Origin of the sequence: Acidovorax sp. M2(2025), assembly GCF_049330835.1 — a bacterium.
GTDB lineage: Bacteria > Pseudomonadota > Gammaproteobacteria > Burkholderiales > Burkholderiaceae_C > Acidovorax.
The window spans coordinates 3,656,369-3,678,914 of sequence record NZ_CP186262.1 but is presented as its reverse complement, the minus strand read 5'-3'; the positions used below and the strand labels follow the sequence as shown (position 1 = coordinate 3,678,914).

The window sequence follows — 22,546 nt, the reverse complement described above, 5'->3', positions numbered from 1 at the left end:
ACTGTCCATAACTACCGAGGGGGAAACACATGTTGTCGTCTACACACCGCTGCAGCCGCCGGTCCCGCCAACGCGGACTGTCGTTCATTGGCGTGGTCTTCATCGGGGTGCTTGCCGTGGCCGCGTTCGCGGTGGGCGGGCAGTCCATCCCGATCTTCCTGGAGTACCAGTCCATCAGCAAGGCTGCCAAGAAGGCCGCGAACGAAGGCTCGACCGTGGCGGACATCCGCGCGATTTTCGACCGCGCGGCCGCCATTGACGACATCAGTTCCGTGCAAGGCAAGGACCTGGAGATTGGCAAGCGCGGCGACAAGGTCGTGGTGTCCTTCAAGTATTCCCGCGAGATTGCGCTGGCGGGCCCGGCCTACCTCGTGTACCGCTTCGAAGGACAGACCAACTAGTGCCTCCCAGTCTCCAAGCGCTGCAGGCGCGCCTGCAGCACGCCTTTGCCGACCCCGGCCTTCTCCAACGCGCCATCACGCACCGCAGTTTCTCGGCCGACCACAACGAGCGGCTGGAGTTTCTGGGCGATTCGGTGCTCAACCTTGCGGTCGCGAGCCTGCTGTACCAGCGGCTTGCGGACCTGCCCGAAGGCGACCTGTCCCGGGTGCGGGCCAACCTTGTCAAGCAGGACACCCTGCACCAGCTGGCGCTGGGCCTGAAGCTGCCCGACGTGCTGCGGCTGGGCGAGGGCGAATCCAAGTCCGGCGGCCAGCAGCGCCCCTCCATCCTGGCCGATGCGCTGGAGGCCGTGATCGGCGCCGTGTACCTGGACGCGGGCTATGCCAGCGCCGAGGCCCTGGTGCACCGGTTGTTTCACCGGGTGGAGATCAACCCGCAGATGCAGGCGGCGTCCAAGGACGCGAAGACCGCGTTGCAGGAGTGGCTGCAGGGCCGCAAAATGAAGCTGCCGCAGTACAAGGTGGTGGGGACCGTCGGGGCCGCCCACCGCCAGACGTTCGACGTCGAGTGCGACATTCCCGAGCTGGGGCTTACCGAACGTGGCATCGGCGGCTCCCGGCGAGCGGGCGAGCAGGCCGCCGCCGCTGCCATGCTGGCCACATTGAAAGCAAAGAAGCTATGAACAATGCTACGAAAGATGTAGCTGGTGGCGCTTACGTGCCGGGCCCTGGCGTCCAGAATGATCTGGACGCCATGCTGGCTGCGGCCGGTGCCTCCGGGGCTGCGTCCGCAGCGATGTCCGGCCAGCGCTGCGGTGTGATCGCCATCGTGGGCAAGCCCAACGTGGGCAAGTCCACGCTGCTCAATGCGCTGGTGGGGCAGAAGATCAGCATCACCTCGCGCAAGGCGCAGACCACGCGCCACCGCATCACCGGCATTCGCACGCGGGGCGCCACGCAGTTCATCTTTGTGGACACGCCTGGCTTCCAGACGCGCCACGCCACCGCGCTCAACAAGTCGCTGAACAAGACCGTGATGGGCGCGATCGGCGACGTGGACCTGATCCTGTTCGTGGTGGAGGCGGGCAACTTCACGCTGGCCGACGCCAAGGTGCTGTCGCTGTTCAAGCCCGGGATCCCCACGCTGCTGGTGGCCAACAAGCTCGACACGGTGCACCGCCGTGCCGAGATCGCCCCCTGGCTCAAGAGCATGCAGGAGCGCCACCCGTTTGCCGAATTCGTGCCCATGTCGGCCAAGAACAAGGGCGACATCGAGCGTCTGTTCGGCATTTGCGAGAAATACCTGCCCGAGCAGGGCTGGTGGTACGGCGAGGACGAGCTGACCGACCGCAGCGAGAAATTCCTCGCGTCCGAGACGGTGCGCGAGAAGCTGTTCCGCTTCACCGGGGACGAGCTGCCCTACACCTCCACGGTGGTCATCGACAAGTTCGACGAAGAGCCCAGCAAGACGCACAAGCGCTTTGTGCGGGTGGCCGCCACCATCGTGGTGGAGCGCGACAGCCACAAGGCGATGGTGATCGGCGAAAAGGGCGAGCGCCTGAAGCGCATCAGCACCGACGCCCGCATGGAGCTGGAAAAGCTGCTGGATGCCAAGGTCTTCCTGGAAGTCTGGGTGAAGGTGCGCTCCGGCTGGGCGGACGACGAGGCCCGGGTGCGGTCGTTTGGCTATGAGTGAAGGCCGGCTGGCGCACGCGCTGCGAGGCTCCGCCCGGGTGGAGCCGGCACGGGGTGTGCCCTGCGGTGATTCTTTTGAACCCAATAGGCCTTGAGCGCTTGCCAGATCAGCGCGGGCAGCTCCTGAAAAGATAGCGACATGGCTGTGCGCCGCGTCACCGACGAACCCGCTTTCGTGCTGCACAGCTACGACTGGAGCGAGTCCAGCCTGATCCTGGAGGTGTTCTGCCGCCGCCAGGGGCGCGTGGCCCTGGTGGCCAAGGGCGCGAAAAAGCCCACCTCCAACTTCCGGCCCGTGCTGCTGCCGCTGCAGCCCCTGGCCGTGAGCTACAGCCTGGCGGGTGAAGGGGGCGACGGCGCCGCCGACATCCACACCCTCAAGGGCGCGGAATGGGTGGGCGGGCATGTCATGCCCACGGGCGACGCGCTGCTGTCGGGCCTGTACCTCAACGAACTGCTGTTGCGCCTGCTGGCCCGGGCCGACCCGCACACCGCGCTGTTCGATGCCTACGCCGGCGTGGTGCGCGTGCTGGCCAGCGAGCACGGCGACGCCCTGGAGCCGGTGCTGCGCACCTTCGAGCTGCTGCTGCTGCGCGAGATCGGCCTGCTGCCCGCGCTGGACGCGCAAACCTTGACCCTGGCGCCCCTGCAGTCTGATGCCCGCTACGCTCTGGTAGCCGAAGGCGGCCTGCGCGGCACGGCGCCCGGCGACCGCGCCGCGCTGCCGGGGCACCAGTGGCAGGCGCTGCAGCGCGGGCTGGACGACGATGGCGCCCGCTTCACCGCCACGCTGCGCGCCTGCGCGCCCGTGGCCGCCGAACTCAAGCCCCAGCTGCGCGCGCTGCTGCAATACCATTGCGGCAGCCCCACGCTGCGCACCCGCCAGCTCATGATCGACCTGCAATCCCTATGACCTCTGCCTCCCCCCACCGCACCGCGCTGTCCGTCAACGTCAACAAGGTGGCCCTGGTGCGCAACACGCGCCACCTGGGCATTCCCAGTGTCACGCGCGCGGCCGAGCTGTGCCTGCAGGCCGGTGCGCAGGGCATCACGGTGCATCCCCGGCCCGACGAGCGCCACATCCGCGCGCAGGACGTGTTGGAGCTGGCCGAGCTCATGAAGGCCTGGCCCGGCCGCGAATACAACATCGAAGGCAACCCCTCGCAGAACCTGATGGACTTCATCCGCCAGGTGCGCCCGCACCAAGCCACCTTCGTGCCCGACAGCGAGGACCAGTTCACCAGCGACCACGGCTGGAGCTTTCCGCAGGACGCTGAGCGCCTGGCCCCCCTGGTGGCCGAATGCAAGGCCCTGGGCGTGCGGGTGAGCCTGTTCATGGACCCGGTGCCCGCGCAGATGGCCGCCGCCCGCGCCGTGGACGCCGACCGCGTGGAGCTGTACACCGAGCCCTACGCCGCAGCCTGGGGCACGCCCGGCCAGGCTGCCCAGCTGCAGCAGTACGCCGCGGCCGCGCAGGCGGCGCTGGACGCCGGCCTGGGCGTGAACGCCGGGCACGACCTCAACCGCGACAACCTCGCCGCCTTCGTGCGCCAGGTGCCCGGCGTGGCGGAAGTCTCCATCGGCCATGCGCTGATCGCCGATGCCCTGGAGCTGGGCTATGCGCAGACCGTGCGGGCGTACCTGGCCTGCCTGGCGTGACGCAAGAAAAGCGCCTTCGCAGCTGCTGTGTTGCCGTGCCGGAAGGAAGAAAACTCCTGTTTTGATAGCTGCTAGCACTTGCAGCACAAGGGCTAGAGGCACTTTTTATTTGAGATCCTTCTCATGATCTACGGCATCGGCACCGACATCTGCGACGTGCGGCGCATCCAGGCAAGCCTGGCGCGGCATGGCGAGCGCTTTGCGCACAAGGTGCTGGCCGAGGGCGAGCTGCGCACCTGGCGCGAGCGCAGCGCCCGCTGGCCCGACCGCGGCCTGCGCTACCTGGCCACCCGCTTTTCCGCCAAGGAGGCGTTCAGCAAGGCCATCGGCCTGGGCATGCGCATGCCCATGACCTGGCGCGACTGCGAGGTGGCCAAGCTGGCCAGCGGACAGCCCGTGATCGTGCTGCACGGCGCGCTCAAGGAATGGTTTGAAGCCCGGGGCCTGACCGCGCACCTGAGCGTGACGGATGAAAGCGACTACGCCGCCAGCTTCTGCGTGGTGGAGCGGCTGGAAGAAAAATCGCCCTCCAGCGCTTGATAGGCAAGCGCAAGAAGCTATATTTTTCATAGCATATCTGTTGGATGAGTACACACCCCATGATCGAACACGCCCCCCTGATCCTGGACGTCGCCGGCACCACGCTGACCGGCGCGGACCGCCGCCGCCTGGCCCACCCGCTGACTGGCGGCGTGATCCTGTTTGCCCGCAACTGGGAGCACCGCGCGCAGCTGCTGGAGCTGACGGCCGCCATCAAGGCCGTGCGGGACGACCTGCTCATCTGCGTGGACCACGAAGGCGGCCGCGTGCAGCGCTTTCGCACCGACGGCTTCACCCACCTGCCGCCCATGCGCGCCTTTGGCGAGCTGTGGATGGACGATGGCCGGGGCACCCAGGCCGTACCCGGCAGCGGCGCCCTGCGCGCCACCAATGCGGCCACGGCAGCGGGCTACGTGCTGGGCACCGAGCTGCGCGCCTGCGGCGTGGATTTTTCCTTCACGCCCGTGCTGGACCTCGATTGGGGTGAGAGCGGCGTGATCGGCGATCGGTCTTTCCACCGCGACCCGCGCGTGGTGGCGCTGCTGGCCAAGAGCCTCATGCACGGCCTGCTGCAGGCAGGCATGGCCAACTGCGGCAAGCACTTTCCCGGCCACGGCTTTGTGAAGGCCGACTCGCACACCGATGTGCCGGTGGACCGGCGCAGCCTCAAAGCCATCCTGGCCGACGATGCGGCGCCTTACCCCTGGCTCAGCACCACGCTCACCAGCGTGATGCCCGCCCACGTGATCTACCCCAAGGTGGACAGCCGCCCGGCAGGCTTTTCGCAGCGCTGGCTGCAGGACATCCTGCGCCGCCAGATGCGCTTTGACGGCGCCATCTTCAGCGACGACCTGAGCATGGAAGGCGCTCGCCGCCTGGACGGCCAGGTGATCAGCTACACCGACGCCGCCCTCGCAGCGCTGCAGGCCGGCTGCGACCTGGTGCTGCTGTGCAACCAGAGCCTGGGCGACGGCCGGGCGGTGGACGAGCTGATCGACGGCCTGGAAAACGCCCGGGCGCAGGGCCGCTGGCAGCCCAGTGTGGACAGCGAGTCCCGCCGCCTGGCGCTGCTGCCCGAAACCCTGCCCCAGCCGTGGGATGAGCTGATGCTGCAGCCCGCCTACATGCACGCGCTGGATTTGCTGCCCTGACCGGCACCGGGCGGGCCACGGCCTCGCTGGCCGCCGGCCTTCGCGGCGGCGCTCCGCACCGCCCCGCCCGCCAGCGTCAGGGCGTGTTGAACGGGCCCGGCAGCTGCGGCGCGGGGGCGGCCGGGGTGGCTGGCGTGGTATTAGCCGACGCAGCGGGTTGTGGGGGCGGCGGGGGCACGCCCTGGAAGCGCCGGACCACCCGCTGGAACACCAGCGCGTTCGGAATCTGCAGCCAGGCGTTACCGCCTTGCGCGGCCGCCGCGTGGTCTTCCAGCGTGGTGTAGAGCAGGTTGATGTCCACCACGCGGCCCTTGGCGCCCGGCTTTTCGGCGGTGTCCAGCACTTCGATGTAGTCCCCGATGCGGTAGGGCCGCACCGTCAGGATCAGCAGCGCGCAGAACAGGTTCGACAGCACGCTCCAGGCCGCGAAGAACGCCACCGCGCCCACCGTGGCGAAGCCGGTGAAGGCCGTCCACAGCACCGTGGCGGAAACGCCCAGGCGCTCCAACACCAGCAGCACCGCGCCACCGATGGTCAGCCAGCGCAGAAGCCCGTTGACGGGCACCAGCAGCTCGTCGGGCAGCTGGTAGCGGGCCGCGGCACGGCGCATCAGCCGCCGCAGGGTGCGCTGCAGGATCCAGGCGGCCAGCACGATCAGCAGGATCTGCACCGCCGGGACGATGACCTCCAGCCAGTCCCGCACCCAGTCGGGCAACTGGGCGGTCAGCGTCTGGAGTTTGGAGTTGACGGCCATGGTGGGCAGGGGTAGAGGAGGGTTCGGCAGGCCGTCGGACGAACCTCCCGCCGCCGTGCCGGCAGGCGACAGGCGGCAGGCGGAGGGTGGACGGAGAAGCTGCGCTCAGGACTCCCGGCGCAGCGCGGGGAACAGGATCACGTCGCGGATGCTGGGGCTGTCGGTCAGCAGCATCATCAGGCGGTCGATGCCGATGCCGCAGCCGCCGGTGGGGGGCATGCCGTATTCCAGCGCGCGCACGAAGTCGTGGTCAAAGAACATGGCCTCGTCGTCGCCGCTGTCCTTGGCCGCCACCTGGGCATGGAAGCGCGCGGCCTGGTCCTCGGCGTCGTTCAGCTCGCTGAACCCATTGCCGAACTCGCGGCCGGTGATGTACAGCTCGAAGCGCTCGGTCACCTCGGGCCGCGCATCGTTGGCGCGCGCCAGCGGCGAGATCTCGGTGGGGTGCTCCATGATGAAGGTGGGCTGCCACAGCTTGTCTTCCACCGTCTCTTCAAAGTACAGCACCTGCAGGCTGGCCAGCGAACGGGCGGAGAGCTTGTCTTTCTCTTCCGTCATGCCCAGCTTCTTGAGCGCGCTGATGAGCCAGGCGGCGTCGTCCACGTGCGCACCCGCCTCGGTGTGCTGGAAGATGGCCTCGCGGATGGTCAGGCGTGCAAAGGGCTGCGACAGGTCCACCGGGCGGCCCTGGTAGGTCATCTGCAGGCTGCCCGTGGCCTTGAGCGCCACCTCGCGGATCAGCGTCTCGGTGAAGTCCATCAGGTCCAGGTAGTTCCAGTACGCCGCGTAGAACTCCATCATGGTGAACTCGGGGTTGTGGCGCACCGAGATGCCTTCGTTGCGGTAGCTGCGGTTGATCTCGAACACGCGCTCGAAGCCGCCCACGATCAGGCGCTTGAGGTACAGCTCGGGCGCAATGCGCAGGAACATCTCCTGCTCCAGCGCGTTGTGGTGCGTGATGAACGGCTTGGCGTTGGCACCGCCGGGAATGGGGTGCAGCATGGGCGTCTCCACTTCCAGGAAGCCGTGGCTTACCATGAACTCGCGCAGGCCGCTCACGGCCTTGCTGCGGGCCACGAAGCGCTTGCGGGCGTGCTCGTCGGTGATCAGGTCCACATAGCGCTGGCGGTACTTCTGCTCCTGGTCGGCCATGCCGTGGAACTTGTCGGGCAGCGGGCGCAGGCTCTTGGTGAGCAGGCGCAGGCTGGTCACCTTGACAGAAAGTTCGCCGGTCTTGGTCTTCATCAGCGTGCCCTCGGCGCCCAGGATGTCGCCCAGGTCCCAGTGCTTGAAGGCGGCGTACAGGTCTTCGCCCACGGCGTCGCGCGTCACGTAGAGCTGGATGCGCCCGCCCATTTCGCCCAGCGAACCGTCCTGCAGGGTGGCGAAGCTCGCCTTGCCCATCACGCGCTTGAGCATCATGCGGCCGGCCACGCTCACGGTGACGGGCGCGGCCTCCAGCGCCTCGGCGGCTGTGCCGCCATGGTCCACATGCAGCTGCGCGGCGCGGTGGGCCGGCTTGAAGTTGTTCGGGAAGGCCACGCTGCCGCCCTGGGCCTGCACTTCGCGCAGCGCGCGGAGTTTTTCACGGCGCTCGGCGATGAGCTGGTTGTCATCCTGGGGGGCGGGGGCGTGGGTGTGTTCGGACATAGGGGGCCGTCGTTGCGGTGCTCAAAGGTGCGCGCCCGGGGGCGCTCACGGTCAGAAAGGGGGGGGGGGGAAGGGCTGCGCGCAGCCAAACCTGTGATTTTAGGGCTTCTCACCCGGCGCCGGTCCGCGAAAGACGGCCGCGGCGGTGCGGGCGATGATGCGCAGGTCCAGCCACAGCGAATGGGTGCCGGCATATTCGCAGGCGTAGCGCAGCTTGGCGGGCAGGATTTCGTGCACGTAGGTGTGTTCGGGGTCGCTGCTTTGCGCCAGCAGGGCGCTTTCGTCGCGGAACGCCAGCGATGCCAGGTCGGTGATGCCGGGCCGCACGCTGAACACCTGCCGTGCCGCCTCCGGCGGGTACAGGGCCACGTAGTGCGGCACCTCGGGCCGGGGGCCCACCACGCTCATGTCGCCCACCAGCACGTTGGCAAACTGGGGCAGTTCGTCGAGCTTGGTGCGGCGCAGGAAGTGGCCGGCCCGGGTGATGCGGGCGTCTGCCCCCACCGTGATGGCGGGGCCCGCCTGATCGGCGCCCACGCGCATGGTACGGAACTTGGCAATGCGGAAATGCCGCCCCCCGCGCCCCACCCGGGTCTGCCGGTACAGCACCGGGCCGGGCGAGTCCAGCCGCACCCACAGCGCCAGCACCGCCAGCAGCGGCGCCAGCGCCAGCAGTATGCTGGCGGCAAAGAGGATGTCGAACAGCCGCTTGAACATGGGGGCGGACGGGACCTTCAGCCGCCCAGCAGCTCGTGCAGCGCGGCGATGACCCGGTCCTGGTCCGCATCGCTCATGGCGGTGAACAGCGGCAGGCTCACCATGGCCTGGTAGGCGGCATCGGCGTGCGGGAACTGCTCGGGCGTGAGCTGGTAGCGGTCGCGCCAGTAGGGATGGCGGTGCAGGGGCAGGTAGTGCACGCTGGTGCCGATGCCGCGGTCCGCCAGGCCCTGGACCAGTGCGTCGCGGCCGATGCGGGCCCCGGGCGCCAGGCGCACCACGTACAGGTGCCAGGCGTGCTGCTCGCCTGCGGGCGCCGTTGCGGGCAGCACCAGCGGCAAGGCGGCCAGCGCGGCGTGGTAGCGCCGGGCCAGGTGCTCGCGCCGCTGCACGAACTGCGGCAGGCGCACCAGCTGCTCCACGCCCAGCGCAGCGGCCACGTCCGTCATGTTGTACTTGAAACCGGGCGCCACCACCTCGTAGTACCAGGCCGGGGTCTTGGAGGTGAACCGGTCGAACGCGTCGCGGTTCATGCCGTGCAGCCGCATCACGCGCATGCGCTGGGCCAGCGCCTCGTCGCGCGTCACGGCCATGCCGCCTTCGCCGGTGGTGATGGTCTTGTTGGCATAGAAGCTGAACACCGTCACGTCCGACGCCAGCTGCCCCACCAGCGTGCCGCGCCAGGTGGTGGGCAGCGCGTGCGCGGCGTCTTCCACCACCTTCAGGCCGTGTTCCCGGGCGATGGCGAGGAGGGCATCCATGTCGCACGCCAGGCCGCCGTAGTGCACCGGAACGATGGCCTTCGTGCGCGGCGTGATGGCGGCGCGCACGCGGGCCGGGTCCATGTTCAGCGTGACTGGGTCCACGTCCACCAGCACCGCGTCGGCGCCCAGGTAGCGCGTCACCTCCACCGTGGCCGTGAAGGTGAGCGTGGGGGCGATGACCTCGTCGCCCGGGCCGATGCCCAGCGCCTCCAGCGCCAGGTGCAGGCCCGCCGTGGCCGAGTTGACGGACACGCTGTGCAGGCCGCCACCCAGGTAGTCGGTAAAAGCGGCCTCGAACTTGCGGGCCATGGGGCCGGTGCTCACCCAGCCCGAGCGCAATGCGGCGGTGACGGCGGCGATCTCCGCGTCGCCGATGTCAGGGCGGGCGAAGGGCAGGAAGGGCTGGTCGGCAGTCGAGGTAGCGGAGAGCGGCATGGGAGCGGGAGAGGTTTAACGGGGTTTGACGGCCCAGCTGAGGCGGTGCGTGCGCAGTGGCCAGAGCAGGGCGGACGCGGGGGCGATCCACGGCGCCGGCAGGCGCCGCGCCACCGGCGGGGCCAGCGTGAGGCGGCACGAGTGTATCTGCGCGCCGGGAAACAGGTGGCCCAGCTCGCGCAGCGGGATGCCGCGCACATCCGGGTTGGCGGGGTTGTTCACCACGAAGTCGTACACCAGCACGCCGCCGCCGGGCGCCACCCACCGCCACAGCTGCTGCGCCATGTGGCGGCGGTAGTCCCCGTCCAGCAGCGAGCTGAAGAGCGTGAACGCGAGCACGGCGTCCTGGCTGGCCGGCAGCACGGGTGCCCGCGCTGCGTCGCCCTCCACCAGCGCGACGGTGGCCGGCAGGGTGGCGCGCGCGGCGCCGGCGCGCTCGGGCAGCAGTTCCAGCCCGGTCAGGCAGGCCGGCGTGGCGCCCAGCCGCACCAGGTCGTGCAGGTTGCCGCCACTGCCGCAGCCCACTTCCGCCATGGGCCGCTGCTCCAGGCTGGTCCAGCCGTGGGCGCGCCAGATCCGCGCCATGGCCCGCAGCCGCTCTTGCTGGGCCTGTAGCGCCGCGGCGTTGGCGTACAGGCTGTAGCGGGCGGCGTCGGTCGCGGCGTCGCGCCGCGCATAGCGGGCCTGGACGGCCTGCGGCTCGTGTTCCGTCATCGGGTAATGCGTGCAAAGTGGCTCGAGGGCCCGCGTGCGCGGGCCATGTCCCACAGGCCGCGCCAGGTGCCCAGGCCGTAGCCGGCGTGGAAGGCCGCGATCGCGGCGGGCAGGCGCGGCAGCAGGCTCCAGCGGCCGGCGGCCCGGGCCGCCGCGCAGGAAGCCAGCAGCAGATAGCTGCCGTACGCCAGCGCCAGTGCGGCCAGGGGCGCGGCGGACCAGGGCAGGGCCAGGGTGCTGGCGCCGGCTGCAGCTACGAACACCGCAGGCACCAGCTGCCGCAGCGAGCCGGGCTGCCCGTGCTTGCGCATGACGAAGGGGCGCCAGTAGCCGTATTGCCGCTGTTGCGCGAACAGGTGGGCCAGCGAATCCCGCGGGGTGTAGACGGACCGGATGCACCGGCTTTGCCAGATGCGTGCGCCGCCCAGCCGCAGGCGCAGGTTGTGCTCGTCGTCCTGGTTGCGCACCAGGGCTTCATCAAACCCGCCGAAGCGCTCGAACACGCTGCGCCGCCAGCAGCCCAGGTACACCGTGTCCACCTCGCCTTCGTAACCGGTGTCGCGCGAACGTGCGCCGCCCACCACCCAGCGGCATTGGAACGCGGCGGCAATCGCCGCGCCCGTGGGCCCGGCGCCCTGCGCCACCCAGGGGCCGCCCACGTTGTCGGCGCCTGTGCGCTCCAGCGCCTGCAGGCACTGCGCCAGGTAGTCGGGGGCGAACTGGCTGTGCACGTCCATGCGCGCGATGACCTGGCCCTGCGCACGGGCGATGCAGGCGTTGAGCCCGGTGGAGACGATGCGGCCGGGGTTGTCCACCAGCACCAGCCGGGCATCGTGCGCGCAGCGCTGCAGCAGGTGCTCCCGCGTGCCGTCGTCGCTTTCGCCGTCGGCAATGAGCACCTCCATGCGCCAGCCCGGCGGGAGCTGCTGGGCCAGGGCCGAGTCGCAGAACGCGTCGATGTGGCTGCGCTCGTTGCGGCACGGCACGATCACGCTGATGAGCGAGGGTGTTTCGATGGGGTGTGGCATAGGCTTCAACGGGCGCGCAGCAGTTGCTGGTAGAGCGTGTGCATGCGGTCCATCTGGACTGCGCGGTCGCCGTCCCGCGCGATGCGCTCGGTGTTCTGCCGGCCGCGAGCCTGCGCCAGGGCGTCGTCCTCCACCAGGGCGCCCAGCTGCTCGGAGAGGGCCCGCGCATCGCCGGCCGGCACCAGGCACTGCGGCGCGAGCCACTGCCGGTTGGCGGGCAGGTCGCTGGCGACCACCGCCAGGCCGCAGGCCATGCTCTCGAGCATCGCCACCGACGTGGCATCGCTTTCGGGCACGGTGATGGCGATCTTCGCGGCGCCCAGCACGCGGGCCATGCCGGCATCGTCCAGCCGGCCGTGGAAGTGCACGGCGCCCTCCAGCCCGGCCTGCTGCACCTGCTGGCGCAGGCGCGCTTCCAGGCTTCCGCCGCCCAGCAGGTGCAGCGCCAGGCCGGCCTGGGGCTGGCGGGCGCGCAGCAGCGCGAACGCCTCCACGATGGTGTCGATGCGGTAGTTGGGCTCCCAGGCGCGCGCACTCACCAGCTGGTGGCCGGGTTTGTCCTCCCACGGCACGGGTTGAAAGCGCTGCAGTTCCACACCCCAGTGGATTTCCTGCGCGGGGCGGCGCGGGCGGAAGGCGGCCGCCGCGGCCACCAGGCTGGCCGAGTCGCCGGTGATGAGGTCGGCCTGCCGCAGCGTCCAGCCGGTCAGCCAGCGCATCCACGGGCTCTTGCGGGGTGTCACCAGCAGGTCGGTGCCCCAGGCGGTCATGACCAGGGGCCGCCGCCCGCAGCGCGCAGCCAGGTACCCGTAGGACGTGATGTAGTGCGCGTGCACGATGTCGGGGGCCAGTTCGGCCACGTGGCGCCGGGCCTCGCGCGCGCGCAGCAGCCAGTCGGCGGAGCGGCGCACCGGCCGCAGCGTGCGCACTTCCACGCCGTCCACCGGGGCCGGGCGCGCCGTGACCAGCGACACGCGGTAGCCGCGCTGGCGCATCTCCCGCGCCCAGCGCTGGACATGGGGGCTGGTGGCGTCGCCCAGCAGGCACAGATGGGTTGGCTGCATGGCGTCAGGCGGCAGGGTGGCGGGGGGTGGGCGATGGTGCGCCGCCGGCCCACGCGGCATAGTGGGCGCGCAATTCCGGGTGCTCGGCGAGCAGCCGCTCGTCGCGCTCGCGCACGTCACCTACCTGCCGCGCCGGCGCGCCGGCGACGATGGCGAAATCGGGCACCTCGCCGCGCACCTGCGAATACGCGCACACGACCACGCCCTTGCCAATGCGCGCGCCCGCCTCGATCAGGCTGTGGGGGCCGATGAAGGTGTAGGGGCCGATCTCCACGGGCGCGCTGAGGTAGCCCGGTCGCGGGCCGTCGTGCAGCGCGTACTGGTCCCCCAGCAGGCGGATGGCCCGGTGCGAGCTGTGCGTCACGATGCTGACGAAGTTGGTGATCTGCACCCCGCGGCCGATGTGCAGGCCCGCGGCGGCGTCCAGGAAGTTGAAATGGCCGATGAAGACGTGGTCCGCAAGCCGCAGCCCTTCGGCGCCCTCGATGCAGGTGCTGGGGGCGATGCGGGTGTGGGGCAGGCGGCGGCCCTGGTGGTCGCTCTCGCCGAACACCATGCGGTAGAACAGCGCCTGCCAGAGGCGGCGGCGCCAGCGGTTAAGCACGGCTCTCATGCGGCATGTCCTCCCAGTTCGCCAATGCCCAGAAATAATAGGCAAAGTAGGCCAGCATGCTGGCCGACACGCCCCACCCCGCGCCGACGAGCCCGCCCAGATGCAGCCCCGTGGCAAGCCCGGCAAAGAACAGACATTGTCCAACCAGCGCCAGGCGCAACGCCCAGCCCTGCGCGCCCCAGGCCATGGTGACCACGGCCAGGGGCGATGCCACGAAATGCAGTGCGATGTAGGGCGCGATGGCCCGGGCCAGCTGCCCGGCTTCGGCCCACTGCGCGCCAAAGGCCCAGGCGAAAAGGCCCGGCCCCCACACCAGCAGCACGGCCGCCAGCGGGCAGGCCACGGCGGCCAGCCCCAGTTGGGCCTGGCGCACCCGCCGGCGCGCATCTGCAGGGCTGGCGGCCTTCAGCAGATTGGGGTACAGGGCCTGCGCTAGCGCGCCGCCCACCAGCGTGGCGGGCGCCTTGAGGTAGCGCAGCGCCAGGGCCCACAGCCCGGCAGCGGCATCGCCCGTCCACGCGGCCAGCAGCACCAGGGTCAGCGTGTCTTGCAAGGCCCCCAGAAAGGCGTGGGGCGTGTTGAGCAGGGGGAAGTCCTTGTGCTGCGCCGCCAGGGTGCGCAACCCCGCCCAGGGGGCGCGCCACAGGCCGGCCCACCCGCCCGCCGGCGCCGGCCGGGCCAGCAGCCAGGCGGCGCCCAGGCCGCCGGCCGTGGCGCCCAGCACCAGGCCCAGGGGGCCCATCTTCAGCAGGCCCAGCAGCAGCTGGAGCACGGCGCCCCCACCCTGCTGCACCAGCCGCGCGGCCGACAGCAGCGCGAAACGCTGCGACCGCGTGGCCCACAGGCTGAGCCATTGGGTGGCCCCGCCGGCCAGCACCGCCAGCGGCAGGGTCCAGGCTAGCGGCAGCCCGCGCACGGCGGCCAGCACGGCTGCCACGGCGACGGACGCGGCGGTCACGGCCAGCAGCACCCGCGCGCATAGCGCCATCAGCTGGGCGGCGCGCGGCTCGGTGGTTTCCAGGGGCAGGGCGAATTCGTAGCGCGCGCAGCCCACCACGGCCAGGTTGGTGGCCACCGCCCACAGCAGGGAGAACTGGCCGAAGGCCTCGGGGCTGTAGGTGCGCGTGAGCGCGGGCCCCAGCACGAGCGGGATGGCGTGGGCCGCGACGCTGCCCGTGAGCAGGGTCAGCGTGGCGCGCAGGAGTCCCCCGGTCATGGCAACGCCTGCGGCCTCTCGCGGTGGTAGCCGGGCACCAGCTGGTGCAGCAGGCGGGCCATGGCGGCGGCATCCCCCCCACGCGCCGCCTGGTGCAGCGCGTGCAGCAGGCCCTGCAGCTCGTCCCAGGGGCGGTATTCCTCGCGGGCCCGCAGGATGCGCGGGTGGTCCGTGGGCAGCGGGTTGTCGGCGATGAGCAGTTCTTCGTACAGCTTTTCGCCCGGCCGCAGGCCGGTGAAGACGATCTCGATGTCGCCCTCGGGGTGGCGAGCGTCGCGCACGGTCAGCCCCGAGAGCGTGACCATGCGCTGCGCCAGGTCCAGGATCTGGATGGGGTCGCCCATGTCCAGCAGGAACACGTCGCCGCCCTCGGCCATGGCACCTGCCTGCAGCACCAGCTGCGCGGCCTCCGCGATGGTCATGAAGTAGCGCGTCACGTCGGGGTGCGTCACGGTCACCGGCCCCCCGGCAGCAATCTGCTCGCGGAACAACGGAATCACGCTGCCGCTGGAGCCCAGCACGTTGCCAAACCGGACCATGGACAGGCGGGTCGGGCAGATCCAAGGCCCTGCGGGCGCATCGCCGGACGGGCCGAAGGGCGGGCGCGGCGACGCCGCCACGGCCTGCAGCACCATCTCGGCCACCCGCTTGGTGGCGCCCATCACGTTGGTCGGGCGCACGGCCTTGTCTGTGGACACCAGCACGAAGTGACTGGCACCGTGCGCCAGCGCCACGCGCACCATGTTCAGCGTGCCGAACACGTTGTTCAGCACGCCTTCTCCCGCATTGGCCTCCACCATGGGGACGTGCTTGTAGGCCGCGGCGTGGTAGATGGAGCCGGGCCGGTAGTGCCGGCAGATGTCGGCCATGCGCTCCGGGTCGGTGATGCTGGCCAGCAGCGGCACCAGGGCGTCGGGTGCGCTGCCGTGCGGCACGAGTGCCCGGAGTTCGTGGTGGATCGCATACAGCGCGTATTCGCTGTGGTCCACCAGCAGCAGCTGGCGCGGGCCTTCGCGCAGGATCTGGCGGCACAGCTCGCTGCCGATGCTGCCGCCGGCGCCCGTGACCAGCACCACGGTACCCGCCAGGTTGCGGCCCAGCAGCCCGGGGTCGGGCGCCACGGGTTCGCGGCCCAGCAGGTCTTCGATTTCCAGGTCCTGGAAGTCGGTCACCGTGACGCGCCCGCTGGCCAGGTCGGACAGGCCGGGAAGCGTGCGGATGCGCACCGGCAGCTCGTGCAGGCTCTCGATGATCTGGCGCCGCCGCTCGCGCGTGGTGCTGGGCAGCGCCAGCAGCACGTCCGTGATGCCCTGGCGGCGCACCACCTCGGGCAGGTCCCACGGTGCATGCACGCGCACGCCGTTGATGCTGCGCCCCACCTTGGCCGGATCGTCGTCCACGAAACCCTGCAGCAGGTACTGCCGGGTGTTGCCCAGCCCGGCGGCCGTCTGCGCACCTGCGCTGCCGGCGCCGTAGATCAGCAGCCGGTAGGGCGCGTGGCGGCTGCGGCCGGCCAGGGCCAGCCAGCCCAGCGCGCGGCTGGCTCCGACCAGCAGCATGAACAGCAGCGGCTGCAGAATGCCCACGCTGCGGGGCACCCCTTCCCACTGGGCCACCAGCAGGCAGCCCAGCAGCAGCGCTCCGTACAAGGCCACGGCCTTGCCGGTGGTGATGAGCGCATTGATGCCCGTGTAGCGGAAGATGGCGCGGTACAGCCCCAGCTTGGCAAAGACCGGAAACGCCAGCGCGGGGGCCAGCGCGTAGGCCAGCCACTGCAGGCCTTCGGGCCAGTGGGGCGTCTCCAGCCGCAGGGTGAAGGCCAGCCACATGGCCATGAGGCCCAGGCAGACGTCCAGGCCTACCACCACCAGGCGCTTGGCGGCGCGCGACCAGCCCAGGATGCGGTTCAGCATGGGCGGGCGCAGGAGCACAACGATGGCGTGAAGGCGCTGCGGATCATGGCGGGGGCGCGATCCCCGTGCGCTCCAGCACGTCGCCCACCAGCTCCAGCCGCACCAGTGGGTTGTCCAGCTCCATGAGGCGCTGCTTGAGTTCCAGCGGCACGGGCAGCAGCTCGCACCAGCGGTTGGCCACCCAGCCGCAATCGTCGAGCTGTGCCGGCGTGGGCACGACGGCCGTGGCGGTGGCGTCCGGGTCCCGCTGCCGCAGCGTGTGCAGCACCTGGGCCAGGGCCGTGGCGGTGTTCTTCAGGTCCGCAGGCACCGGCACCGCCAGGTCTGCGTCGAGGTGGTGCACGTCGGCAATCCACAGGCCGTGAGGCAGCAGGCTGCGCTGGGTGACGCGAAAGCGCTGTCCGCCCCGGCACTGCAGGGTGATGAGGCCCGGCTGCGGCGCCTCCAGCAGCTCGATGGTGGCCAGCGTGCCGATTTCGGCGAACTGCTCTTCCGGGGCGCCCGCCTGGCGCACCTCGCGGCCTTGCGTGAGCGCCACGACGCCAAATGGCGCACCGGCCTGGTGGCATTTGCGCACCATGTCCAGGTAGCGCACCTCGAACACGCGCAGGGCCAGCAGGCCGTCCGGGAACAGCACGGAGTTCAGGGGAAACAGCGGCAGGGATGACAGGGTGAGGGGCTGTGTCATGAAGGGGCATCGCCTTGGCCCGCTATCATCCCATGGCGCAGCCCTGTTTCGCCGCGCGCCTTTGTTTTTGTCCTGCTGTCCATGCTCTACCAGATCGCCTCTTTCCTGCTCGACGTCGTGGGTGGCCTGCTCACGGGGGCGTGCCTGCTGCGCCTGTACATGCAGTGGCAGCGCGTTCCGTTTTCCAACCCTGTGGGAGGACTGGTCTTTGCGCTGACCGACTGGCTCATCCTGCCGCTGCGCCGCGTCATTCCACCCACCGGGCGCTGGGACGTTTCCAGTCTGGTGGCGGCCGTGCTGATTCAGGTGGTGCAGTACCTGCTGCTCACCCTGCTGCTGGGCGCGGTCTCGGCATGGGCCTGGCTGCCATGGCTGGCGCTGTTCGGGCTGGCGCGGGTGGCCGTGTCGGGCCTTATCGGGCTGCTCATCGTCTATGCCGTGATGTCGTGGGTGCAGGCGCGCTCGCCGCTGGCAGATGTCCTGGCCCGGCTGTGCGAGCCCATCCTGCGGCCGGTGCGCCGCATCCTTCCGCTGGTGGGGGGGATCGACCTCTCGCCCCTGGTGGTGCTGGTGCTGCTGCAGGTGGTGATGATCGTGCTCGGGCACCTGCAGGCAGGGGTCATGCGCTAGCCCCCAGCCTCGCCCTCGGCGCCCCGCCCGAGGCGGCGGCTCTTCGGGCAGGTCCAACGCCTGCGCGCGCTGCTGGGGCAGTTCTTGATCAAATATGTTGCCAGCGCTTGTCTGATAAGCGCTGGCAGCTATAAAAATCGCAGCATTTCACTCGCGGGCCAACTTGGCAGAGCCGCGGCCTCTGCGAGATCGTGCGTAGGCTCTTTACATCACCGCGTCGGCCGGCAGGCGCTGCAGCATGGCCAGGCTGCTGGCCACGGTGTTGCGCAGTTCGCGGCGGTCGCAGATGAGGTCAACGGCGCCCTTGGACTGGAGGAATTCCGCGCGCTGGAAGCCCTCGGGCAGGGTCACGCGCACGGTGGATTCGATCACGCGGGGGCCGGCAAAGCCGATCAGCGCCTTGGGCTCGGCAATCACGATGTCGCCCACAAAGGCAAAGCCGGCGCTCACGCCGCCCATGGTGGGGTCGGTGAGCACGCTGATGTAGGGCAGGCCTTTCTTGGCCAGGCGGGTGAGGGCCGCGTTGGTCTTTGCCATTTGCATCAGCGACAGCAGGCCTTCCTGCATACGCGCGCCGCCGGTGGCGGTGAAGCAGATGAAGGGCACCTTCTGCTCGATGGCGGTTTCCACGCCGCGCACGAAGCGCTCGCCCACCACGGAGCCCATGGAGCCGCCCATGAAGTCGAACTCGAAGCAGGCCGCCACCACGTTGATGCTCTTGACCGCGCCGCCCATGACGATGAGGGCATCGGTCTCGCCGGTGTTCTCCAGGGCTTCCTTCAGGCGCTCGGGGTACTTGCGGCTGTCCTTGAACTTGAGGGCGTCCACGGGCAGGACTTCCTGGCCGATTTCATAGCGCCCTTCGGCGTCCAGGAAGGCATCCAGGCGCGCACGGGCGCCGATGCGGTGGTGGTGGCTGCACTGGGGGCAGACGTTCTGGTTGTGCTCCAGATCGGCCTTGTAGAGCACCGTCTCGCAGCTCGGGCACTTGATCCACAGGCCCTCGGGCACCTGGCGGCGCTCGGTGGGATCGGTTTGCTGGATCTTGGAGGGCAGAAGTTTTTCGAGCCAGGACATGGTTTTCCTCGGTATGAATGGGCCGTTGGCGGCACGGCCTTTAAAACGGGCGCGGCCCCAAGGATCAGGGCTCCCGCGCAAGGGCCGCCCCGCCGCGCTGGGAGCGTCCCCCTTCCCGCGCAAAGCGCGAGAGAAGGGGGAAGCGGCAACGCCGCTCAGGGGGATGAACTCTATTCTACGTATCCAGGGCCTTGCGGATGCCGCGCAGGAAGTCGATGGTCAGGGGCACCACCTTGGCGTGCTCCTGTTCTTCGATGAGCTGGATGATGCGGGTGCCGATGACCACGGCGTCCGCCACCCGGCCGATGGCCTGTGCCGTGGCCGCGTCGCGGATGCCGAAGCCCACGCCCACCGGAATCTGCACGTGCTGGCGGATGCGGGGCAGCATCTGCTCCACCGCCGAGGTGTCCAGCGCGCCCGAGCCGGTCACGCCCTTGAGCGACACGTAGTACACATAGCCGCTGGCCACGCGCGCCACCTGGGCCATGCGCTCGTCGGTCGAGGTGGGGGCCAGCAGGAAGATCAGGTCCATGCCGTGCGCGCGCAGGCTGGCGGCAAAGGCCTCGCACTCCTCGGGCGGGTAGTCCACGATGAGCACGCCGTCCACGCCGGCTGCCGCGCTGTCCTTCACGAAGGCACCCTCGCCATGGACCTGGTCGTAACGCTCCACGGGGTTGGCGTAGCCCATCAGCACCACCGGTGTGGTGGTGTTGCGCTTGCGGAATTCGCGCACGTGGTCCAGCACCTGCGCCATGCCCACGCCCAGGCTCAGCGCCTTTTCGCCGGCCTTCTGGATGACGGGGCCGTCGGCCATGGGGTCGGAGAAGGGCACGCCCAGCTCGATCACGTCGGCTCCGGCCTCCACCATGCCGTGCATCAGCGCGGGCGTGATATCGGCAAACGGGAAGCCGGCCGTGACGTAGGGGATCAGCGCCTTGCGGCCCTGGGCTTTCAGTTGTGCGAATGTGGTCTCAATGCGGCTCATGGCTTGGCCTCTGCGGGCGCGCCCTTGACAGTCAGACCGCGCATGGAAGGGCGGTCGTAGAAATCCTCGCCCGACAGGTCGGCCACGGTGCCGATGTCCTTGTCGCCCCGGCCCGAAAGGTTGACCAGGATGGACTGGTCCGGGCGCATGGTCTTGGCCAGCTTCAGGGCATACGCAAAGGCGTGGCTGGATTCGAGTGCGGGAATGATGCCTTCGGTGCGGCACAGGTGGTGGAAGGCGGCCAGCGCCTCCTGGTCGGTGATGCCCACATACTCGGCCCGGCCGATCTCCTGCAGCCAGGCGTGCTCGGGGCCCACGCCGGGGTAGTCCAGGCCCGCGCTGATGCTGTGCGTCTCGGTGATCTGGCCGTTGGCATCCTGCAGGATGAAGGTGCGGTTGCCGTGCAGCACGCCGCTGCTGCCGCGTTGCAGGCTGGCGGAATGCTTGCCGCTGTCCAGGCCCTCGCCCGCGGCCTCCACGCCGATCAGGCGCGTCTTCTCGAACGGAATGTAGGGGTGGAAGATGCCCATGGCATTGCTGCCGCCGCCCACGCAGGCCACCACGGCATCGGGCTGCTGGGCCGCAATCTTCTGGTCCGCCAGCATGCTGGGCATCTGCTCGATGGCTTCCTTGCCGATCACGCTCTGGAAGTCGCGCACCATCATCGGGTAGGGGTGTGGGCCGGCCACGGTGCCGATGATGTAGAAGGTGTTGTCCACATTGGCCACCCAGTCGCGCATGGCCTCGTTCAGCGCGTCCTTGAGCGTCTTGCTGCCCGACTCGACGGGCACCACGGTGGCGCCCAGCAGCTTCATGCGGAAAACGTTGGGGCTTTGGCGCTTGACGTCCTCGCTGCCCATGTAGACCACGCACTCCAGGCCGTAGCGCGCGCAGATGGTGGCCGTGGCCACGCCGTGCTGGCCGGCGCCGGTCTCGGCGATCACGCGGGGCTTGCCCATGCGCTTGGCCAGCATGGCCTGCCCGATCACGTTGTTGATCTTGTGGGCGCCGGTGTGGTTGAGGTCTTCACGCTTGAGGTAGATCTGGGCGCCGCCCAGCTCGCGGCTGGTGCGGGCCGCGTGGTACACCGGCGAGGGGCGGCCCACGAAGTGCTTGAGCTCGTACTCGAATTCGGCCAGGAACTCGGGGTCGTTCTGGTAGCGGGCGTAGGCCTCGCGCAGCTCGGCAATCGCGTGGGTGAGGGTTTCGCTGACGAAACTGCCGCCGTAGGGGCCGAAGTGGCCCGAAGCATCAGGTTGCTGATAGGAATTCATGGGGATTCTTTGCAAGTTGGGCATCGGCCGCACGCACGGCGGCGATGAACCGGTGGATCTTTTCGGCGTCCTTGACGCCCCGGACGGGTTTGCCGTCGGGGCCATCGGCTTCGACGCCGGAACTCACATCAACCGCCAGCGTGGTGCAACGCGGGCGGACTTGCAAAATGCCATCGGTCACGTTTGCAGGCGTGAGTCCACCAGACAAAACGAGGTGAGAGCTGACGCTTGGTGGAAGGAGTGACCAATTGAATGCCTTGCCGCCGCCGCCGTATCCCTCGACATGGGCGTCGAGCAGGATGGCCTGGGCGTGGGAGTAATCGTGGGTGTATTTTACGAGGTCGAAGCGGGCCGCACCGTCGCCCAGGGGAATCCGCGCCGCGCGCAGGAACGGCCGCGCGCCCTGGCCGGTGGCCGCCAGGCATTCCTCGGGGGATTCATCTCCATGAAATTGGGCGATAGCGCCCGGTACACGGGCGCAAGCTGCTATCACTTTTGATGGTTCTTCGTTGACGAAGAGCAGCACGGGCATCACAAAGGGCGGCAGGCGCCGGGCCAGTTGCGCCGCGCGTTCGGGCGCCACGGCCCGCGGGCTGGCGGCGTAGAGCACAAACCCCACGGCGTCGGCGCCCGCCGCCACCGCGGCGTCCACATCCTGCTCGCGCGTCAGGCCGCAGATCTTGATGCGGGTGCGGGCGGCGGGGCGGGCCGTTCCCGGGGTGGCTGGGCGCGTAGCGGCGGGGGTGGGCGGCGTCGTCATGGCAGCCAATCATACGCAGCCGTGCGTTGGGGCAGGCCCCAGGCGGCGTCGTACACCGGCCCCAGAAAATACAAGCCGTCCGGCGAAAACGTGGGCGCCGCCGCATCCCGCGACCGCGCCTGCAGCACCTGCTGCATCCAGCCCGGCGCCTGGCGGCCCTGGCCCACGGTGACCAGGCAGCCCATGAGGTTACGGATCATGTGGTGCAGGAAGGCGTTGGCCTCGAACTCGAAGCGCCAGTAGCAGGGACTCCAGCCCAGCTCGGGGTGCGGCGCGCCCACGCCGCGCTGCACGATGTCGATGCGGTGCATCGTCTTGACAGGCGTGTGCGCCTGGCACGCGGCTGCGCGGAACGAGGTGAAATCGTGCTCGCCCAGCAGGTGGGCTGCGGCCTCGCGCATGGCTGCGCCATCGAGCGGCTGGAACACCCAGCCCACCCGGCCCGACTCCACGCTGGGGCGCACGGGCGACTGCAGCAGCACATAGGCATACCGCCGCGCCACGGCGCTGGCGCGTGCGTGAAAGTTGTTCGGCACCGGCTGGGCCCACTGCACCGCGATGTCCGGGGGCAGGAAGGTGTTGGTGCCGCGCACCCACGAGGCGGCGGGGCGGTTCAGCGGCGTGTCGAAGTGCACCACCTGCATCAGGCCGTGCACTCCGGCGTCCGTGCGGCCCGCGCACAGGGTGCTGACCTCCTGCGTGCAAAAGCGGCCCAGGGCCGCTTCGAGGTGGTCTTGAACGGTGTTGCCGCCCGGCTGGCTTTGCCAGCCGTTGTAGGCCTGCCCGTTGTAGCTGACGCCCAGGGCCACCCGTGTCAT

At 69.8% G+C, this 22,546-nt stretch carries 24 protein-coding genes; 8 read left to right on the top strand and 16 right to left on the bottom strand.

Going from position 1 to position 22,546, the window contains the following annotated elements; translation table 11 throughout:
• Positions 1-29: 29 nt before the first annotated feature.
• From ACOYR3_RS17005 to nagZ, 7 genes are all read left to right on the top strand, one after another.
• Entirely contained in the window at positions 30-401 is a 372-nt protein-coding gene (locus ACOYR3_RS17005) for a DUF4845 domain-containing protein (protein ID WP_422843499.1), read from the top strand.
• A complete protein-coding gene (gene rnc, locus ACOYR3_RS17000; RefSeq protein WP_422843498.1) occupies positions 401-1,084 on the top strand; it encodes a ribonuclease III in 684 nt (227 codons plus the stop codon). The genes ACOYR3_RS17005 and rnc overlap by 1 nt, the downstream gene beginning before the upstream one ends.
• Positions 1,081-2,097, top strand: a complete 1,017-nt coding sequence (gene era, locus ACOYR3_RS16995; protein WP_422843497.1) for a GTPase Era — start codon at positions 1,081-1,083, stop codon at positions 2,095-2,097. The genes rnc and era overlap by 4 nt, the downstream gene beginning before the upstream one ends.
• A gap of 138 nt (positions 2,098-2,235) precedes the next feature.
• Positions 2,236-3,009 carry a DNA repair protein RecO gene (gene recO / locus ACOYR3_RS16990; protein ID WP_422843496.1) on the top strand — a complete coding sequence of 258 codons (774 nt, stop codon included), beginning with the start codon at positions 2,236-2,238 and terminating at the stop codon, positions 3,007-3,009.
• On the top strand, positions 3,006-3,755 hold the full coding sequence (locus ACOYR3_RS16985) for a pyridoxine 5'-phosphate synthase (protein ID WP_422843495.1): 750 nt from the start codon (positions 3,006-3,008) through the stop codon (positions 3,753-3,755). The genes recO and ACOYR3_RS16985 overlap by 4 nt, the downstream gene beginning before the upstream one ends.
• 123 nt (positions 3,756-3,878) lie before the next feature.
• Positions 3,879-4,295, top strand: coding sequence for a holo-ACP synthase (gene acpS, locus ACOYR3_RS16980; protein WP_422843494.1), 417 nt, complete (start codon positions 3,879-3,881; stop codon positions 4,293-4,295).
• A 59-nt stretch (positions 4,296-4,354) separates the two neighbouring features.
• The gene (nagZ, locus tag ACOYR3_RS16975; RefSeq protein ID WP_422843493.1) at positions 4,355-5,446 is read left to right on the top strand and encodes a beta-N-acetylhexosaminidase; all 1,092 of its coding nucleotides are present in this window, start codon (positions 4,355-4,357) and stop codon (positions 5,444-5,446) included.
• A gap of 76 nt (positions 5,447-5,522) precedes the next feature.
• Here the strand turns inward: nagZ and ACOYR3_RS16970 are convergent, their stop codons facing one another.
• From ACOYR3_RS16970 to ACOYR3_RS16920, 11 genes are all read right to left on the bottom strand, one after another.
• A complete protein-coding gene (locus tag ACOYR3_RS16970) occupies positions 5,523-6,200 on the bottom strand; it encodes a mechanosensitive ion channel family protein (protein WP_422843492.1) in 678 nt (225 codons plus the stop codon).
• A 105-nt stretch (positions 6,201-6,305) separates the two neighbouring features.
• On the bottom strand, positions 6,306-7,850 hold the full coding sequence (gene lysS, locus ACOYR3_RS16965; protein WP_422843491.1) for a lysine--tRNA ligase: 1,545 nt from the start codon (positions 7,848-7,850) through the stop codon (positions 6,306-6,308).
• Positions 7,851-7,949: 99 nt separating this feature from the next.
• Entirely contained in the window at positions 7,950-8,567 is a 618-nt protein-coding gene (locus tag ACOYR3_RS16960) for a sugar transferase (RefSeq protein WP_422843490.1), read from the bottom strand.
• A gap of 17 nt (positions 8,568-8,584) precedes the next feature.
• Positions 8,585-9,766, bottom strand: a complete 1,182-nt coding sequence (locus ACOYR3_RS16955; protein WP_422843489.1) for a DegT/DnrJ/EryC1/StrS family aminotransferase — start codon at positions 9,764-9,766, stop codon at positions 8,585-8,587.
• A 15-nt stretch (positions 9,767-9,781) separates the two neighbouring features.
• On the bottom strand, positions 9,782-10,480 hold the full coding sequence (locus ACOYR3_RS16950) for a class I SAM-dependent methyltransferase (RefSeq protein ID WP_422843488.1): 699 nt from the start codon (positions 10,478-10,480) through the stop codon (positions 9,782-9,784).
• A complete protein-coding gene (locus ACOYR3_RS16945) occupies positions 10,477-11,508 on the bottom strand; it encodes a glycosyltransferase family 2 protein (protein ID WP_422843487.1) in 1,032 nt (343 codons plus the stop codon). Before ACOYR3_RS16945 ends, ACOYR3_RS16950 begins: the two co-directional genes overlap by 4 nt.
• Positions 11,509-11,513: 5 nt before the next feature.
• Positions 11,514-12,572 (bottom strand): glycosyltransferase, encoded by a 1,059-nt coding sequence (locus tag ACOYR3_RS16940; protein WP_422843486.1) that lies wholly within the window; start codon positions 12,570-12,572, stop codon positions 11,514-11,516.
• A 4-nt stretch (positions 12,573-12,576) separates the two neighbouring features.
• Positions 12,577-13,185 carry an acyltransferase gene (locus tag ACOYR3_RS16935; RefSeq protein WP_422843485.1) on the bottom strand — a complete coding sequence of 203 codons (609 nt, stop codon included), beginning with the start codon at positions 13,183-13,185 and terminating at the stop codon, positions 12,577-12,579.
• Positions 13,169-14,401, bottom strand: coding sequence for a lipopolysaccharide biosynthesis protein (locus tag ACOYR3_RS16930; protein ID WP_422843484.1), 1,233 nt, complete (start codon positions 14,399-14,401; stop codon positions 13,169-13,171). The genes ACOYR3_RS16935 and ACOYR3_RS16930 overlap by 17 nt, the downstream gene beginning before the upstream one ends.
• Positions 14,398-16,314, bottom strand: a complete 1,917-nt coding sequence (locus tag ACOYR3_RS16925) for a polysaccharide biosynthesis protein (protein ID WP_422843483.1) — start codon at positions 16,312-16,314, stop codon at positions 14,398-14,400. The genes ACOYR3_RS16930 and ACOYR3_RS16925 overlap by 4 nt, the downstream gene beginning before the upstream one ends.
• A 43-nt stretch (positions 16,315-16,357) precedes the next feature.
• Positions 16,358-17,002: an LON peptidase substrate-binding domain-containing protein gene (locus ACOYR3_RS16920; protein ID WP_422843482.1), complete on the bottom strand. Its 645-nt coding sequence runs from the start codon at positions 17,000-17,002 to the stop codon at positions 16,358-16,360.
• 81 nt (positions 17,003-17,083) lie between these two features.
• On the opposite strand from ACOYR3_RS16920, the gene ACOYR3_RS16915 reads away from it, so the two are divergent.
• Positions 17,084-17,632 (top strand): YggT family protein, encoded by a 549-nt coding sequence (locus tag ACOYR3_RS16915; protein WP_422843481.1) that lies wholly within the window; start codon positions 17,084-17,086, stop codon positions 17,630-17,632.
• Positions 17,633-17,836: 204 nt separating this feature from the next.
• On the opposite strand, the gene accD is transcribed toward ACOYR3_RS16915, so the two are convergent.
• The 5 genes from accD to truA all read right to left on the bottom strand — a co-directional run bounded on the left by accD (position 17,837) and on the right by truA (position 22,546).
• Positions 17,837-18,709: an acetyl-CoA carboxylase, carboxyltransferase subunit beta gene (gene accD, locus ACOYR3_RS16910; protein WP_422843480.1), complete on the bottom strand. Its 873-nt coding sequence runs from the start codon at positions 18,707-18,709 to the stop codon at positions 17,837-17,839.
• A gap of 175 nt (positions 18,710-18,884) precedes the next feature.
• Entirely contained in the window at positions 18,885-19,694 is an 810-nt protein-coding gene (trpA, locus tag ACOYR3_RS16905) for a tryptophan synthase subunit alpha (RefSeq protein ID WP_422843479.1), read from the bottom strand.
• Complete coding sequence (trpB, locus tag ACOYR3_RS16900) at positions 19,691-20,968, bottom strand: tryptophan synthase subunit beta (RefSeq protein WP_422843478.1); 1,278 nt, start codon at positions 20,966-20,968, stop codon at positions 19,691-19,693. The genes trpA and trpB overlap by 4 nt, the downstream gene beginning before the upstream one ends.
• Positions 20,946-21,728, bottom strand: coding sequence for a phosphoribosylanthranilate isomerase (locus ACOYR3_RS16895; RefSeq protein ID WP_422843477.1), 783 nt, complete (start codon positions 21,726-21,728; stop codon positions 20,946-20,948). Before ACOYR3_RS16895 ends, trpB begins: the two co-directional genes overlap by 23 nt.
• Positions 21,725-22,546, bottom strand: a complete 822-nt coding sequence (gene truA, locus ACOYR3_RS16890; protein ID WP_422843476.1) for a tRNA pseudouridine(38-40) synthase TruA — start codon at positions 22,544-22,546, stop codon at positions 21,725-21,727. The genes ACOYR3_RS16895 and truA overlap by 4 nt, the downstream gene beginning before the upstream one ends.

Bases quoted from the DNA above. Each gene is read 5' to 3' on its own strand.
- ACOYR3_RS17005 (WP_422843499.1), top strand. From the start codon at position 30: ATGTTGTCGTCTACACACCGCTGCAGCCGCCGGTCCCGCCAACGCGGA.
- era (WP_422843497.1), top strand. From the start codon at position 1,081: ATGAACAATGCTACGAAAGATGTAGCTGGTGGCGCTTACGTGCCGGGC.
- recO (WP_422843496.1), top strand. From the start codon at position 2,236: ATGGCTGTGCGCCGCGTCACCGACGAACCCGCTTTCGTGCTGCACAGC.
- ACOYR3_RS16985 (WP_422843495.1), top strand. From the start codon at position 3,006: ATGACCTCTGCCTCCCCCCACCGCACCGCGCTGTCCGTCAACGTCAAC.
- acpS (WP_422843494.1), top strand. From the start codon at position 3,879: ATGATCTACGGCATCGGCACCGACATCTGCGACGTGCGGCGCATCCAG.
- nagZ (WP_422843493.1), top strand. From the start codon at position 4,355: ATGATCGAACACGCCCCCCTGATCCTGGACGTCGCCGGCACCACGCTG.
- ACOYR3_RS16970 (WP_422843492.1), bottom strand. From the start codon at position 6,200: ATGGCCGTCAACTCCAAACTCCAGACGCTGACCGCCCAGTTGCCCGAC.
- lysS (WP_422843491.1), bottom strand. From the start codon at position 7,850: ATGTCCGAACACACCCACGCCCCCGCCCCCCAGGATGACAACCAGCTC.
- ACOYR3_RS16960 (WP_422843490.1), bottom strand. From the start codon at position 8,567: ATGTTCAAGCGGCTGTTCGACATCCTCTTTGCCGCCAGCATACTGCTG.
- ACOYR3_RS16955 (WP_422843489.1), bottom strand. From the start codon at position 9,766: ATGCCGCTCTCCGCTACCTCGACTGCCGACCAGCCCTTCCTGCCCTTC.
- ACOYR3_RS16950 (WP_422843488.1), bottom strand. From the start codon at position 10,480: ATGACGGAACACGAGCCGCAGGCCGTCCAGGCCCGCTATGCGCGGCGC.
- ACOYR3_RS16945 (WP_422843487.1), bottom strand. From the start codon at position 11,508: ATGCCACACCCCATCGAAACACCCTCGCTCATCAGCGTGATCGTGCCG.
- ACOYR3_RS16940 (WP_422843486.1), bottom strand. From the start codon at position 12,572: ATGCAGCCAACCCATCTGTGCCTGCTGGGCGACGCCACCAGCCCCCAT.
- ACOYR3_RS16935 (WP_422843485.1), bottom strand. From the start codon at position 13,185: ATGAGAGCCGTGCTTAACCGCTGGCGCCGCCGCCTCTGGCAGGCGCTG.
- ACOYR3_RS16930 (WP_422843484.1), bottom strand. From the start codon at position 14,401: ATGACCGGGGGACTCCTGCGCGCCACGCTGACCCTGCTCACGGGCAGC.
- ACOYR3_RS16925 (WP_422843483.1), bottom strand. From the start codon at position 16,314: ATGCTGAACCGCATCCTGGGCTGGTCGCGCGCCGCCAAGCGCCTGGTG.
- ACOYR3_RS16920 (WP_422843482.1), bottom strand. From the start codon at position 17,002: ATGACACAGCCCCTCACCCTGTCATCCCTGCCGCTGTTTCCCCTGAAC.
- ACOYR3_RS16915 (WP_422843481.1), top strand. From the start codon at position 17,084: ATGCTCTACCAGATCGCCTCTTTCCTGCTCGACGTCGTGGGTGGCCTG.
- accD (WP_422843480.1), bottom strand. From the start codon at position 18,709: ATGTCCTGGCTCGAAAAACTTCTGCCCTCCAAGATCCAGCAAACCGAT.
- trpA (WP_422843479.1), bottom strand. From the start codon at position 19,694: ATGAGCCGCATTGAGACCACATTCGCACAACTGAAAGCCCAGGGCCGC.
- trpB (WP_422843478.1), bottom strand. From the start codon at position 20,968: ATGAATTCCTATCAGCAACCTGATGCTTCGGGCCACTTCGGCCCCTAC.
- ACOYR3_RS16895 (WP_422843477.1), bottom strand. From the start codon at position 21,728: ATGACGACGCCGCCCACCCCCGCCGCTACGCGCCCAGCCACCCCGGGA.
- truA (WP_422843476.1), bottom strand. From the start codon at position 22,546: ATGACACGGGTGGCCCTGGGCGTCAGCTACAACGGGCAGGCCTACAAC.